The organism is Campylobacter concisus (genome assembly GCF_902460845.1).
Lineage (GTDB): Bacteria > Campylobacterota > Campylobacteria > Campylobacterales > Campylobacteraceae > Campylobacter_A > Campylobacter_A concisus_X.
Window position 1 is genome coordinate 38,683 of sequence record NZ_CABPVS010000009.1, and the last position, 14,028, is coordinate 52,710.

Sequence of the window (14,028 nt, forward strand, 5' to 3'; positions counted from 1 at the left end):
TGTTGTCTTCTTTTTCAAGATTATCTATATTCTGAACACCTTTTTCGTTTAGCTCTTTTAATATATTGACAGCGTTTTTAGCATCTTCGCCAGATAAAGTTATATTAAACCGCTCTTTTAGTGCATATTTAGCCCACTCCTCTTTAAACTCATCAACGCTCATATCACTATCAAGCAGATCAACAGTCCTTGAGTTTTGCATAAATAGCAAATCGCTATCGCCACGATATTCATTTAAAAATTCATTTACAGTGTATGGGGTATCTCTCAAAATTTTTGGCTTATCGTTGTCTGGTTTTGCTTGCTGACCTTGTATATATTCAACAAATAAACCCTTGCTTTCATTTATGAAATTTTTAAGATCTGATAACTGCTCGCTTGTAAAGTCAGGATCATAGCCTCAAGCTTTCCTATGATAGTGACTTTTGCTTCATCACCTTTTGTAAAGCCAGATAGTGGATATATGTGCCTATCATAAGCTGCAGCTTGAGCTTTTCTATCAAGCCTTGCGTATTTAGGAAAGCTCATACCATATCCCATATTGTTATCAAGGATCTCATTTATATCGTTAAATTTAAATCCCATCTCTCTTGCTATGTTTTCTCTTGAGAGATAGTTAGTAGTTGAGAGGTTATTAGAAATTTGCATTTTACTATCCTTGGTTTCTTTAGCTCCATTAAATCTTAATTAAAGATATCGTCTTTTCTTTAAAAAATTTTATAAAAATACGTTTTTTAAATTTATCAGAAGTAGTTAAAAGATATTAAAAAGCTTTGTAAAAATGCATAAATTTCAGACAATCGTCACTGCAGCTACGGCAAATCCGCCGTCGTGAGTTATGCTAAGGCTTGCTTCTTTGATATTAAAATTTGTATAAATTCTCGGGCTAAATTTTATCTTTGGTGCGTTTCTTGCGTCTTTACTAAGTATAATGTCTAAAAAGCCACACTCTTTGCTGATGCCCACACCAAGGGCTTTGCTAGCTGCTTCTTTGGCCGCCCAAAATCCAGCCAAAGTCGCATCATTTTTTGCTAGTGCGATCTCGTCATCGCTTAAAAATCTTTTTAGAAAAAGCTCGCCGTGACGAGCCTTTAGTCTTGAAATCCTATCTATCTTAACGATATCAATGCCTATCATTGCACCACAAAATCAGTAAAAAATATGTTTTTGATGTAACCATCATTTAGCACTTCATTTAGCTTGCCTACGATCTCGTCTTTTAGCCTATCTTTGCCTTTTGCAGTGCTTACTTCTTCGTAGGTTTTTGATGAAAGTGTTCTGATAATAATATCTCTTAAAAGTGCCTTTTTCTTATCAAGCTCAGGAGTTAGCAACTCATCGCTTTGCTCCATATCGATCTTTGTTTTAAGAAATCTTGAGCCATTTTCACTAAGCAAATTTACAATAAACTGATCAAGCGGATATATCGGCCCCATATTTGAATAGTCGTTGCTACCATGCTTTGCTTTATTTTGAGCTGGCATGGACTGCGTTTGAGTCTGAGCTGGTGCTTGCATCATGTTTGCCTCTTTTGGCTCGTCAGAACCAAGCATCAAAAACGCGACTAGCCCTCCAATAACTAGTAGCAAAACAAATATTGCAATGATAATTATCATTAATGCACCATTGCCACCTTTTTTTGCTTTTTTCTCTTCAACTTCTTCAGCCATCTTTCCTCCTTTAAGTTTTGGCTATAATTATACAAAAAATTCGCAAAAATGAGAAAAAATGATACATAAGACAAATGCTGCTAGAGCTTTAGATAAGCTAAAAATTAATTATGAAATTTTAGAGTATGAAGTTGATTTAAACGATCTTTCAGCCCTCCACGTAGCAGCTAGCACCAAGCAAGATATAAAGCAAATTTATAAAACTATCGTTTGTGAGTGTGAGCCTAAAAATTTCGTTGTTGCTTGCTTGCAGGGCGATTTGGAGCTTGATCTAAAAGCACTTGCTCACGCGTGTGGCGCCAAACGATGTGAACTTATAAATTTAAAAGACTTAGAAAAGATCACTGGCTACATCAGGGGCGGCTGCTCACCGCTTGCTATGAAAAAACACTTTGCAACATTTATCGATGAACGCGCAAAAGAACAAGAATACGTGTTAGTAAGCGCTGGAGTGAGAGGCAAACAGATAAAAATAGCTCCAAATGATCTTTTAAAGGCTTGCGGGGCAAGTTTTGCCAATATCGCTAGGCTAGCTCTTTAAAAACTCTATAAATTTAAACTTCTCGCCTAAAAACTCGGGCGAGAGTAGAAATTTCGCCTGTTTGGCTGCATTTTCATAGGCTTGCTTGCTACCTTTTTCAAGTACTAAAGATAAAATTTCATCCACACCAAGATCGCAAACTAAAGCTTCGTTTTGTTTTTTAAAATTAAGCATCTCAAAGCCAGCCTCACTAAAAGCATACTCAACTTGTTTAAAGCAAAGACTATATGTTAGATCCGATTTTTTAAAGTATGACGCGAGGTTTGAAATTTCAAATAAAGAAAATACTTGATGGTTTTTAAAAACTCTTAGGCTAAACTCATTTTTTGGCTCAAATTCGCCGTAGTCAAAGCTTAAAAATCTAACCTTTTTTGCTGCATTTGTAAGCTGGAGCGCAAATTTAGCGTAGCTAGTTGATATCTCACCTTTTGTTATGCCAAATTTCTTTGCAAGTGCTAGCAAATTTTGATCTGCTTTTTGCCAGTGAAATTTTAGATCACTATCCACAAAAAGCATATTTTGCCCATCTATAACCTCGCAATTAAATGCGTCAAGTAGCTCATTTGAGATGACGAAAATTTCATCAAATGCGTACTTGTCTAAATTTTTATAGTGTTTTATTTTGATATCATCGCCAAAGCGTTTTGCAAAAGTCTCAAGCTGCTTTTTCCTTAAATTTTTGTGAGGCTCAATGATAATAAACTCTAAATTTTTTAAGATCTCTGGCTCAAGCGTAAAAATTCCTTGCGTAAAATCAGCTAGCATTTCACCTGAGTTTGCACCGATCTCCACAACCTTACAAGAGCTAGAAATTTCGCCGTTTTTAAGTAGTTTTAAAAAGTAGTTCGCAAGGCAAGCACCAAAAAGATAGCCAACGCTTACATTTGTGTAAAAATCGCCCTTTTTGCCGATATCTACGCCAAATTTATAGTAGTTTTCATTGACCCAGATATCAAAAAACTCGCTAAATTTCATAGATCGGGCAGCTTCCAACCTCTATAAAATGCAAACATCCTAACCGTTATGCCAGCAGCAAGCAAGAGCATGGTAAAAAAGATATTGGTTAGGCCTAGATGATATAGCACAAAGTAAGCAAGTCCCACGCCAAGGCTTATCGTGCCGTAAAGTCCGGTGCGCAAAAACCATGGAATTTCGTTTAGCAAAATATCTCTTAAGATACCGCCGCCAACGCCGTTAAAAAAGGCGATCATCATCACACCAAAGATATTGTAGTTGTACTCAATGGCAACCATTGCCCCCACGATGGAAAAACAGATAACATCGATCGCATCGGCAAAGATGAATACAAATTTTCGCTCCAAACCTTCTCTTTTTATGTGTAAATTTGCCACTCTTGAAACAATCAACATAAAAATAACAACGCTTACTGGCATATAGTGCGTAAATGAATAAACCGCCCTGCCAACGAGCATATCACGCATGATACCGCCACCAAGTGCGGTCAAAAATGCAGACAAAAAGACTCCAAGCCAGTCGCACTCCTTTTTTACTGCAAATAAAAACCCACTAAGTGCAGCTGATGCGATACCGACGTATTCGACAAAAAGTATCAAACTCATATTTTTTCCTTAAAAGGTCGCATTTTATAATGAACTCTCATAAAAAATCATTAATAATATTTTTACCATTAGTTTATTTTAGGCTATAATAACGAAAAATTTAAGGAAGGAATTTTAATGAAAAGACTATTAATCATATTTCTTGCTGGTTTATTTTTCACGCCATGCTTAAATGCTGATGTGATCCAAAATCAAAAGCTAAAAAATGCAATAAATATTTTAAATGCTTTTGGTGCAAGAAATTTAAAGCCAAATACTAAATTTGAAAGCATAAAAGCGATCGCCATAATCCCTGATGTGACAAAAGCAGGCGCTATCGTTACTGGCTCAACAGGTAAAGGCGTATTTATCGCTAAAAACGATGATGGTGAATGGTCAAGCCCATTTTTTGTAAATTACACATCCGGAAGCATAGGCTTGCAGGTTGGTTACAGCTCAGCTGACATGATCATCTTATTTAAAAATTCAGAAGCTTATGCAAATTTATTTAATGCAAAAGATACGATCAGTCTAAAAGCAGAAGCAACTGGTGGCGTTGGTAACGAAGTAGCGATCACAAGTGATTTGCCTGAAATTTCAGCATTTGCTGAGGAGCGCGGCAAAACAAGTGGTGCTTTTGTAGGCGTTAGCTTAGATGTGGCAAGGCTAAAAATAAATAGACAAGACACAAATGATTACTATGAGCGAATGTATGATTTTGAAAATATCTACAACAATAGCCCAAAAGCTAGCAAATACACTCAAAAATTTAAAGAAATAATCTCAAAATACTTCTTATAACTCAAATTTCTTGGCTCATTAAGTGAGTCAAGAGCTCTTTTTATTTTTACTTTTTTGATTAATTTTATAGAAGTTATGGCTTAGCTTTTTGCTAAACCATAAATAGTGAAACGAAGCGTTTTTTAGGGATTGGAGAAAATTGAGTCATATACTCAAACGCTTCTTCGTAATCGCCATCTGTATATTGTGCAACTTGTTCGATAAGCTCGTAAAGCTCCTCATCGTCCATAGAATCAAAACTGCCTCTATTTTCTAAAACCTCTAACAAAACGGCGTCTAATTCAAGCTCGTCGTAAGTCATTTTATTCCTTAATTTTGATTTAAAAAATGCGACACTATACCAAAACAATCTTATAAAATACTTTACTTGAAATTCGTAAGAAATTTTATGCTTTTTTTATAAGTAAAGTTGTAAAATCCTTATATTCATTATCATTTTAGTTAGGTTTTTGTGGATAATTTTGAACTATTTTATAAGCATTTTAAAGAGTTTTTAGAAGCCTTTGGGCAGAAAAGCTCAGAGTTAAAAGAACAAATTTTGCATGTACTTTTCATTAGTAACTCTCATCTAAGTGCTCAAGAAATTTCTTCAGAAATTTACAAAATCCACAAGAATGAAATTTCAATGACATCAATTTACTCGTTTTTAAATTTTCTCGAAATACATCATCTTACAAACTGTTTTGAAGAAAATGGAGTAAAGAAATTTGAACTAAATTTAAAATCCTCGCACGATCATTTGATATGTGAAATTTGTGAGAAGATAGTTGATTTTGAAGATGAGATGATAGAGCAAAGGCAAGAGCAAATTTGCAAAGAAAAAAATTTTAGCGAGCAGTCGCATACGATGATACTTTATGGCATTTGCAGTGATTGCCAAGAGAAAAATGGAAATTAAATTTTATCATTTCATTTTACTTTTTGATAATGAAAGACAAAAAAATTTCAGATTTATTTAAGCTGTAAAATAGATAATACGCAATTAAAAAAAAGGATAAAAATGGATATAAAAACACAAACTTTAGCACAAGTTGCAAGCTATTTTTCAATGATAGCTCACACAAACGGTAGACTAAGAGTAAGAGTTAGCCCAAAGATAAAAGAGCTAAGTAGTAGCGTAAATTTAGCTAGCCTAGATGATGTGATAGCTCAGATAAATGGTATAAAAAATGTAAAATTTAACAAGCTAATCGGCTCTGTAACGATCGAATACGATCATGAAATTTTTCCAAAAAATCTTTGGGAGGATCTTTTAAAAGGGCAAAATTTGGAAGAGATTTCAACTAGAGTAAATGAAGTTGCAAAAGAAGTGAAATATGCTTAATGAACTTTTAAATGCGTCATATACCAGCGAAAAAAACGCACTTAGCTTATATGAAAATTTAGCTTCATTTGATGATGTTTTTAACGAGATCGCAAATATCAGAAAAAATGCGATCATCTTGATAGAAAAATTTGCGAGTACGCATGATTATGAGCTTGCTTGCGAAAATGAAGCTATATTTTTGCCAGCAAAAAATAAAGAAGATGCGCTAATACAAGCTTTAAACTATGAGTTAGAGCTAAATAAAATGTATGAAAAATTTTGTGAAAGCTTAGATGACGAAGAGCTAAAAGATCTATTTTTTAGACTTTGGGCTACTTCAAATAACGAATACGTCGCCTCTTTAAAGCAACGCTTAAAAGAAATTTATAGTGGCTGTGAAATAAAAAATGAGCTAAATTTAAATGAAATTTCACAAAATTTTGAGCAAAATGGCATAACAAATATTTTAGAAAACTATCAAAATGACTTTAATGAGATAACTAAAAGCTTGCAAAATATCGCAAGTGGCAAAGCTGATAAAAGTGAGTTAGCAAAGATAACCAATAATCCAAATTTCTCGTTTTTTAGCGGACTTGCGCTTGGGGCATTAGGCATTTCAGTAGTTAGCAAAAATTTTAATAAGGATGAAGAAAATGAATAATTTACAAAATCAAACAAAGAAAGGATTTAAAATGGCATTACCATTTTTAGCAGGTTTAGCAGTAGGCGGTTTAGCAATAGCTGCTTGGAATAAAAGAGATAAGATCAAAGAGTACGCCCAAGATGGCTTTGATAAAGGCAAAGAGGCCGCAAAAGATCTTTACAAAAAAGGTAAAAGTGTTGCAAAAGATGCAAAAGACTTTATAGTAAAAGAAGAGAAAAAAGCAAAACGTGGTGCTAAAAAAGTAGAAAAAGAGGCTGAAAAAGTGGTAAAGAAAACAAGAAAACCACGCGCTAAAAAGCCAGCCGCTCCAAAAGCTATCACACCAAACGATATAGCTTAAGGATAGAGAATGCAAGAAAATAGTCTTTTTACACTTTCAAGCACAAGACTTCCATTTGATCACTTCATCAGCGGAGCTTTAATCGCTGGCATGGGTGCAGCTGCACTTGGCTTTAGCGACTATCTAAATAATAGAGCGACTAAAAAAGATGTCGCTAAAAAGATAGCAAAATACGCTGTAACAGGTGGTTTTGTAGGTGCTGTTGGCATTCATGCTTCAAATTTAATAGCACAAAAAAAATATCTAAATGCGGCAGCTTTTACAGCAGCTGGTATCGGCGGTCTTTTGATAGCAGAAAAACTAATAAAATTGGAGAGTAAATAATGAATAACCCTTACATTAATGAAGAAAACGTAGCAAGTGAAACTGCAGCTAACAATGCAGCAGCTGCTCAGCCAAGCGCAATCGATAATGCAATAAACAATGCAGCTAAAAATTTACCATTTGTGCCTGAAAATTTTAATGCTGCTGGCTTTGTAAAAGGTCTAGTTTTAGGTGGTATCGCAGCTTATGTACTGACTAATCCAAAAGCACAAGAGTGCGTATTTAAAGCGATTATCAAAGGTGGCGAGCTTATAAATGCTGGCATAGAAGAACTAAAAGAGCGTTTTGAAGATGTCAAAGCAGAACTTGACTCACAAAAATAAGATCACTCTAGCTCACAAGAGTAAAAATAGAGCGAGGTTTATTTGCGAGAGCCTAAACGCTAGAAGCGACGTCAGTGCTATCGAGGCTGCGATCTCGGAACGAACTGATGCACTAAGTGTTCGTGTAAATAAATACGCAAAAAGTATTGTTGTCGAGTTTGATAAAAGCTATGAGAAAATTTTAGATTTTATAAAAAGCTATGATTTTCCAACAAAGGCAAAAGATCCAAATTTGCCAAGCAAGGCAAATATCTATAAGGCTGCTGCTGCACTTGGCATAACGCCATTTATGAGTAATAAAACTCTAAAATCAGCCGTGACTCTTTATGCCACAGCACCAAATTTAATAGAAGGTGCAAAAGAGCTAAGACATGAGGGCGTCACTTCAAAAGTGCTTGAGGCAACTGCCATTGGTACTAGCCTAGCAATGGGCGATCATTTAGCAGCAAATAGCACAAATTTGATGATAAATATCGGCGAATATATGGAAGAAAGTGCTAGCCACAGAAGTGATGATCTCATCAAAGAGCTAGCAAAACCAAATATCGAAGAAGTCTGGGTCGAGAGAAATTTAAATGGTGAAAAGACGCTTGAAAAAGTAAAAACCGAAAATTTGAAAAAAGGCGACATCGTAGTGGTCGGAGCTGGTGAGACGATAGGTGTTGATGGTTATATCGTTGAAGGTAACGCCGATGTAAATCAAGTCTCAATGACCGGAGAGGCTGAGCCTATACCAAAAGCTAGAGGCGACCGTGTTATAAGTGGCACCGTGGTTGATGAAGGTAGGATAAAAATTTGGGCTGAAAATGTAGGTAGCGACACAGCGACAGCTAGGATCAAAGAGTACATACAAACCTCACTCAATGAAAAATCAGCCATTGGTGTAAAAGCATTAAAACTAGCCGATAAACTTGTACCTGTTACGCTCTCGCTCGCTGGACTTTCATACATTATAAATAAAAATATGAATAGTGTTGCTAGCGTACTTCAAGCGGACTACTCTTGCGCATTAAAGCTTGCTACACCAGTTGCTTTTAAATCAAGCATCTCAAAAGCAGGTAGAAACGGCATTCTTGTAAAAGGTGCAAAGGCGATCGAGGCTTTAAGCTCAGTTGATACTTTTGTATTTGACAAGACCGGCACTCTGACACACGGACGCCTAAGTGTAGTTGAAATTTACTCATTTAAAGAGGGCTTTTCTCAAAATGATATATTAAATTTAACTGCAAGTGCCGAAGAGCACTACTTTCATCCAGTGGCTGAAGCAATAGTTGAAGCTGCTAACAAGCGTGGTTTCCACCATATTCATCACGATGAAGTTGAATTTATCGTAGCTCATGGCGTAAAAACTGCGATGCACGGCAAAGAGGTGGTTATAGGCAGTAGACACTTTTTAGAAGATGATGAGATGATAAGCTTTAAAGCTCATGAAGCTTTAATAAGCAAAGCATTAAATAGCGGACTAACCTTACTCTACGTAGGATACGACAAAGAGCTAGTTGGAGTCATCGCTATGAAAGATGATATGAGAGAAAACGCAAAAGACATGGTGGCAAAACTACGCAGTCTTGGCGTAAAAGAGGTCGTCATGCTAAGCGGCGATATCAAAAGCAAGGCTGAAGAAGTAGCACGTGAGCTTGGGCTTGATAGGGTCTATGCAGAGTGCTTACCAACAGATAAAGCAGCTATCATCGAAGAGCTAAAGAGTGAGGGCAAAAAGGTAGCCTTTGTGGGAGATGGCATAAATGATGCTCCAAGCCTAACTAAGGCAAATGTGGGTATAAGCATGCACAAGGGTGCTGATATAGCTAAAGCGACGGCTGATATAAGCCTTTTAAAAGATGATATCATGAGCGTAGCTCTCGTAAAAGAGCTTGCAAATAAAACAATGGATTTAATTAGCTCAAATTTCCGCTCAACCGTTGGCGTAAACACAGCTATACTAAGCGCTGCGACACTTGGCATGTTAAATCCAATAGCAACCGCCATGCTTCATAATGGCACAACGATTTGGCTTTTGTTAAACTCAATGAAGGGCGTAAAATTCAAATCAAAATAAATTTGAAAGGGTAGATGGTGCTTGATAGTTTCTTAAATTTTTTAAACGGCAAAATGGACGTAGCCAATGACTTTTTATATGGATATTTTTTAGTCATTATTCTTGTGGCTACGGGAATTTATTTTAGTTATTTGACTCGTTTTGTGCAGTTTAGGATGTTTTTTGAAGCTTGCAGAGTCTTAGTAGAAAAAAAAGACAAGTACAATAAGCACCATTTAACGCCATTTCAAGCACTTATGATCTCGACTGCTTCGCGCGTTGGTATAGGCAATATTGCTGGAATTTCAGCTGCTATCGCCGCGGGCGGTCCTGGTGCTCTTTTTTGGATGTGCTTGATGGCATTTTTAGGATCAGCTTCAGCTTTTATAGAGAGCACACTAGCACAAATTTATAAGACAAAAGATGTTTTTGGGTTTAAAGGCGGTCCAGCTTATTACATAAAAAATGGACTTGGCATAAAGTGGCTAGCTTCGCTTTTTGCGGTTATTCTCATCATCACCTACGCATACGGCTTTAACGGACTTCAAAGCTATACCATGACATCAGCGTTTGAAATTTACTACGACAAAGCTGGCAACAACGTTAGCTTTGCACAAAGCGGCCTACCTGTTGGTATCGGTCTTATTCTTACGGCATTTGCGGCGGTAATGTTTTTTAGCAAAAGCCACATCATCGGTAAAGTAAGCTCATACATCGTGCCTTTCATGGCACTTGCCTACATCTCGCTAGCACTTATTGCTATCGTTTTAAATTTCAAAGAAATTCCTGACGTTATTAAGATGATCTTAGAAAATGCCTTTGATTTTAAAGCGATATTTGGTGGATTTGCCGGCAGCGTGATCGTAATAGGTATCAAAAGAGGCCTTTTCTCAAACGAAGCTGGTATGGGTTCAGCTCCAAACGCAGCAGCCGCAGCACATACTAGCCACCCAGTAAAACAAGGCCTAGTTCAAGCAATGGCAGTCTTTATAGACATGACTATATGTATAGCATCTGGTATGATCGTGCTATTTTCACAGGCCTATCTTACGAAGCAGACTGGCTCAAGTGGCGAGGTGCTAACAGCGCTTCCTCTCGTTCAAGCTGCAATGAAAGAGTATTTTGGTGAATTTGGAGTTCACTTTACCACTCTTGCAGTTGTACTTTTTGCCATCACTTCACTTATTGGCAACTACTACTACGCTCAGGCAAATATGAAATTTTTAACCAAAAACCATAATGTTACGCTACTATTTAAGATAACAGCTGTCGTTATGATATTTATTGGTGCTCAAATGAATTTAAAGCTCGCTTGGAATATCGCTGATATCACAATGGCTGCGATGGCAACTATTAACATCATCGCTATATTCTTACTTTCAAAAGTAGTGATAATAGCAGTCAAAGACTACGAAGCTCAAAGAAAGGCTGGGCTAAATCCAGAATTTGACCCAGAAAGCCTTGGCATCAAAAATACAAGTTGCTGGAATAAAAACTAAATGGAGAAGAATTTGAAAAACGAAACAAAAATAAGTGGCAAACTACTTGATATAAACACTCATAGACAAGTATCAAAAGTCGGTATGGGCATCACTTTAGCCTCAGTTTGCTTAAGTGCCCTTTTTATGAAAAGAAATAAAAGCATTAAGAAATTTCACGTTGCTTCAGGCATCGCATTTACTTGTTTTGCTCTTTATCATGCTGGGCTTTATGACAATGGAATCTTTAAAAAAATGATAATAAAAGCAAAAAATGAGGTAAAAAAGGCATAAAATGACACTTAGCGATGCAGAAATTCTAAGCTATATAAATGAAGATGTACCTTACTTTGATCTTACTACGTCGCTTCAAAATATCGATAAAAATGCCTCACTTGAAATTTATTCACGTGATGAAATTTGTGTTAGCTGCGTTGATGTGGCCGCAAGTGTTGCAAGGCTACTTGGGTGTGAGAGTGAAATTTTTGTGCAAAATTCTCAAATTTGCAAAGCTGGTGATGTGATCATAAAAATTTATGGTAGCTACGAAGATGTGCATAAAGCTTGGAAACTAGTTCAAGTTGCACTAGAATATGCTAGCGCCATCGCAACTTATACAAACAAAATGGTAAATGCCACAAAGTGCGTCAATGAAAAATGTGAAATTTTAGCAACCAGAAAGAGCTTTCCATTTGCTAAGAAATTTTGCGTAAAAGCAGTGCTTGAAGGTGGTGGTGGTATCCATAGACTTGGGCTTAGTGATAGCATTTTATTTTTTAAAAATCATATAAAAGCTTATGCAAATTTTGATGAATTTGTATCTCTTTTGCCAGAATTTAAAACCAAAATGGTTGAGAAAAAAATCTGCGTTGAAGCTGAAAATTTAAATGAAGCAAGTAAGCTTTTAAAAGCAAATTGCGACGTTGTACAGTGCGATAAATTTAGCCAAGAGCTTATCAAAAATGTACTATCTTTAAGAGATGAAATTTCGCCAAATACAATGATACTAGCAGCCGGTGGTATAAATTTATTAAATGTAAAAGAATACGCAAAAGCCGATGCAATAGTAACGTCAGCTATGTATTCAAAAGGCACAGCTGATATTAGCGCTAGACTTGAGATTTTGTAAATTTTTACAACGACCGATACAGCAAAACATCTATCAAAGTTAAAATTTACAGAAAATGCATTTTGGCTCTGGAATTTGGACGATACACAACAAAAAAATTTAGCATTTTTTTATTTCAAATTTATCTCATAGCTACAAGCAAAAATATAAACCAATAAAGTTAAATTTTCTAATTTGTTTTCTCTAAAAAATAATACACTTATATTTCGCTTTACACCACGCGCATAAAAACTCAATTAAAATTTTAAAATTTATAAGCTGAAATGCCGTAAAATAGGCATTTAAATAAATAAAAAAGGGGTGAAAAGTCATCTACTTTTTTAAATTAAATTAGTATATTATAGCATATTTTTATCAAAAAGTGTCTATTTTTTTAAAAATTTTAAATTGTTATATTCTTTAAAAAAGTTGCTCTTTGTCTAGTATCTTTTGGTAGATATTTAGCATAAGAGCGATAGGTCTCATTTAAATTTTTATGACCCATCATTTTACAACCAACCCACATCGGCTCCTCACCACGACTTAACATTACAGAAGCAAATGAGTGTCTAGTATCATAAAGCTTATGTATTTTAAAGCCAAGGGATCTCTGTAAATCGTTAAATTTTAATCTGATAACTGCTCGCGAAAGAGAAAAAATATTTTGATTAATATCGGCATAATCGAGTTTTATCAGTTCATTATAAACAATATCAAGCATATCGATTGTGCGATTGCTGGATTTAGTTTTAGGAGAATCCAGAACACCTAGCTCCGATAGAGTTTTATTAATACGTATCTCCTTATTTTGAAAATCCAAGTCATTAAAAGTCAAAGCCAAAATCTCGCCAGTCCTAGCCCCAGTAAAGAACGCAACTATTAAAAATAAGCGTAGCTCGCCCTCGGCATGTTTTATAAGTTGCAAAATCTCACTTAAATTAAAAGGGGTAAAATCATCATTGTCGGCATTATGTAATTCTTGTTTAAACCTAGGTATATAAAATGGATTTTTTGAGATTATATCATTGGCAATAGCATAACGAAAAATCATTTTAAAAAAAGAGCAATACCCATTAATTGAGCTATCTTTTAAGCCCTTATTTTTACAAAATTTTACAAAATCAATACTATCCTGCCTTTCAAAATCGGACAGGTAAAAGATATTTTTTGAATGCAGAAAATCGATAACAGCCTGACTAGCAACATTATAGAACCTAATTGTTTTATCTTTTAAAAAAGATTTTTCATTAAGCAATCTATAAATAATCCCCTCAAAGCTAAACTCACTAGTATTTTTAATAGGCTCCAGCTTTTGCTCCCCTTTTCTGATTATGCGATCAGTTTGCATATCCTCGAGCTCGTAATATTTGCTCTTAGCAAGTTCAATATCCTCTTCAGAGCCAAGAAATAAATTATAGTTTTTTCGAATAAAATCAAATGCTAAAGGGGATTTTTTCAGTCCAGTAGCACGGCGAATTCTTACGCCATCCTTTTGATAGTCAATATAAAAACGATTATGCTTAATATATATATTTCTATTTTTTTCTAAATTTTTCATGCGGTGATTTTAGCAAAAATTTAAACATAACACAAAAATTCACTTTAAATTAATTTTATTATTTAAGATTTTTAAAAAAGAGTATTTATATCTTTTAAAGCTTAAATAACCATATAAAGGGAAATAAATATTAATAAATGCTTAATATACCTTGCTTTAATGGCTTTATTTTACAAAATGTCCTTTTATTTGTTATTTTTATTTTAAGTTATAAATAAAAAAATTAATTAAAAATACCAAAGAATAGGGATATTTTTAACTAAGAAAAAATTAAATAAAAAGTTTAATATTTTACAAAATGTCCGCCACGCTAAACAC

The 14,028-nt window shown here is 35.1% G+C and carries 19 protein-coding genes and 1 pseudogene; 12 read left to right on the plus strand and 8 right to left on the minus strand.

Annotated elements, in window-relative coordinates:
- From F3H00_RS10415 to fliL, 4 genes and pseudogenes are all read right to left on the minus strand, one after another.
- A pseudogene (locus F3H00_RS10415) lies at window positions 1-271 on the minus strand (hypothetical protein); the annotation flags it as partial.
- A gap of 74 nt (window positions 272-345) precedes the next feature.
- Window positions 346-648, minus strand: coding sequence for a hypothetical protein (locus tag F3H00_RS10420; protein WP_188115664.1), 303 nt, complete (start codon window positions 646-648; stop codon window positions 346-348).
- Window positions 649-792: 144 nt separating this feature from the next.
- Window positions 793-1,137, minus strand: a complete 345-nt coding sequence (gene acpS, locus F3H00_RS09825; protein WP_148798948.1) for a holo-ACP synthase — start codon at window positions 1,135-1,137, stop codon at window positions 793-795.
- Window positions 1,134-1,670, minus strand: a complete 537-nt coding sequence (gene fliL, locus F3H00_RS09830) for a flagellar basal body-associated protein FliL (protein WP_148798946.1) — start codon at window positions 1,668-1,670, stop codon at window positions 1,134-1,136. Before fliL ends, acpS begins: the two co-directional genes overlap by 4 nt.
- Window positions 1,671-1,728: 58 nt before the next feature.
- Here fliL and ybaK point away from each other — a divergent pair, with 58 nt between their 5' ends.
- Entirely contained in the window at window positions 1,729-2,211 is a 483-nt protein-coding gene (gene ybaK, locus F3H00_RS09835) for a Cys-tRNA(Pro) deacylase (RefSeq protein WP_148798944.1), read from the plus strand.
- Here the strand turns inward: ybaK and F3H00_RS09840 are convergent.
- Entirely contained in the window at window positions 2,200-3,186 is a 987-nt protein-coding gene (locus F3H00_RS09840) for an SAM-dependent methyltransferase (RefSeq protein ID WP_148798942.1), read from the minus strand. The two genes, ybaK and F3H00_RS09840, sit on opposite strands and share 12 nt — an antisense overlap.
- Window positions 3,183-3,791, minus strand: coding sequence for a trimeric intracellular cation channel family protein (locus tag F3H00_RS09845; protein ID WP_054196787.1), 609 nt, complete (start codon window positions 3,789-3,791; stop codon window positions 3,183-3,185). The genes F3H00_RS09840 and F3H00_RS09845 overlap by 4 nt, the downstream gene beginning before the upstream one ends.
- A gap of 117 nt (window positions 3,792-3,908) precedes the next feature.
- On the opposite strand from F3H00_RS09845, the gene F3H00_RS09850 reads away from it, so the two are divergent.
- The gene (locus F3H00_RS09850) at window positions 3,909-4,571 is read left to right on the plus strand and encodes a lipid-binding SYLF domain-containing protein (RefSeq protein WP_148798941.1); all 663 of its coding nucleotides are present in this window, start codon (window positions 3,909-3,911) and stop codon (window positions 4,569-4,571) included.
- A 91-nt stretch (window positions 4,572-4,662) separates the two neighbouring features.
- Here the strand turns inward: F3H00_RS09850 and F3H00_RS09855 are convergent, their stop codons facing one another.
- Window positions 4,663-4,872, minus strand: coding sequence for a hypothetical protein (locus F3H00_RS09855; RefSeq protein WP_002942234.1), 210 nt, complete (start codon window positions 4,870-4,872; stop codon window positions 4,663-4,665).
- A 150-nt stretch (window positions 4,873-5,022) separates the two neighbouring features.
- On the opposite strand from F3H00_RS09855, the gene F3H00_RS09860 reads away from it, so the two are divergent.
- The 10 genes from F3H00_RS09860 (at window position 5,023) to modD (ending at window position 12,173) form a co-directional block, all read left to right on the plus strand.
- On the plus strand, window positions 5,023-5,469 hold the full coding sequence (locus F3H00_RS09860) for a Fur family transcriptional regulator (protein WP_148798939.1): 447 nt from the start codon (window positions 5,023-5,025) through the stop codon (window positions 5,467-5,469).
- A gap of 102 nt (window positions 5,470-5,571) precedes the next feature.
- Complete coding sequence (locus tag F3H00_RS09865) at window positions 5,572-5,895, plus strand: HMA2 domain-containing protein (protein ID WP_021091233.1); 324 nt, start codon at window positions 5,572-5,574, stop codon at window positions 5,893-5,895.
- Complete coding sequence (locus tag F3H00_RS09870; protein WP_107793877.1) at window positions 5,888-6,538, plus strand: ferritin-like domain-containing protein; 651 nt, start codon at window positions 5,888-5,890, stop codon at window positions 6,536-6,538. Before F3H00_RS09865 ends, F3H00_RS09870 begins: the two co-directional genes overlap by 8 nt.
- Window positions 6,531-6,881: a hypothetical protein gene (locus F3H00_RS09875; RefSeq protein ID WP_021091243.1), complete on the plus strand. Its 351-nt coding sequence runs from the start codon at window positions 6,531-6,533 to the stop codon at window positions 6,879-6,881. The genes F3H00_RS09870 and F3H00_RS09875 overlap by 8 nt, the downstream gene beginning before the upstream one ends.
- Window positions 6,882-6,890: 9 nt before the next feature.
- On the plus strand, window positions 6,891-7,205 hold the full coding sequence (locus tag F3H00_RS09880) for a magnetosome protein MamC family protein (RefSeq protein ID WP_021091246.1): 315 nt from the start codon (window positions 6,891-6,893) through the stop codon (window positions 7,203-7,205).
- A complete protein-coding gene (locus F3H00_RS09885; RefSeq protein WP_148798937.1) occupies window positions 7,205-7,528 on the plus strand; it encodes a YtxH domain-containing protein in 324 nt (107 codons plus the stop codon). The genes F3H00_RS09880 and F3H00_RS09885 overlap by 1 nt, the downstream gene beginning before the upstream one ends.
- On the plus strand, window positions 7,497-9,587 hold the full coding sequence (locus F3H00_RS09890; RefSeq protein ID WP_410470388.1) for a heavy metal translocating P-type ATPase: 2,091 nt from the start codon (window positions 7,497-7,499) through the stop codon (window positions 9,585-9,587). Before F3H00_RS09885 ends, F3H00_RS09890 begins: the two co-directional genes overlap by 32 nt.
- A 14-nt stretch (window positions 9,588-9,601) precedes the next feature.
- Complete coding sequence (locus F3H00_RS09895; protein WP_223155283.1) at window positions 9,602-11,065, plus strand: alanine/glycine:cation symporter family protein; 1,464 nt, start codon at window positions 9,602-9,604, stop codon at window positions 11,063-11,065.
- Window positions 11,066-11,077: 12 nt separating this feature from the next.
- Window positions 11,078-11,338 carry a helicase gene (locus tag F3H00_RS09900; protein ID WP_087585279.1) on the plus strand — a complete coding sequence of 87 codons (261 nt, stop codon included), beginning with the start codon at window positions 11,078-11,080 and terminating at the stop codon, window positions 11,336-11,338.
- A gap of 1 nt (window position 11,339) precedes the next feature.
- Window positions 11,340-12,173: a ModD protein gene (gene modD / locus F3H00_RS09905; RefSeq protein ID WP_148798933.1), complete on the plus strand. Its 834-nt coding sequence runs from the start codon at window positions 11,340-11,342 to the stop codon at window positions 12,171-12,173.
- Window positions 12,174-12,555: 382 nt separating this feature from the next.
- Here the strand turns inward: modD and F3H00_RS09910 are convergent, their stop codons facing one another.
- Entirely contained in the window at window positions 12,556-13,710 is a 1,155-nt protein-coding gene (locus F3H00_RS09910) for a site-specific integrase (RefSeq protein WP_103596444.1), read from the minus strand.
- Window positions 13,711-14,028: the final 318 nt, after the last annotated feature.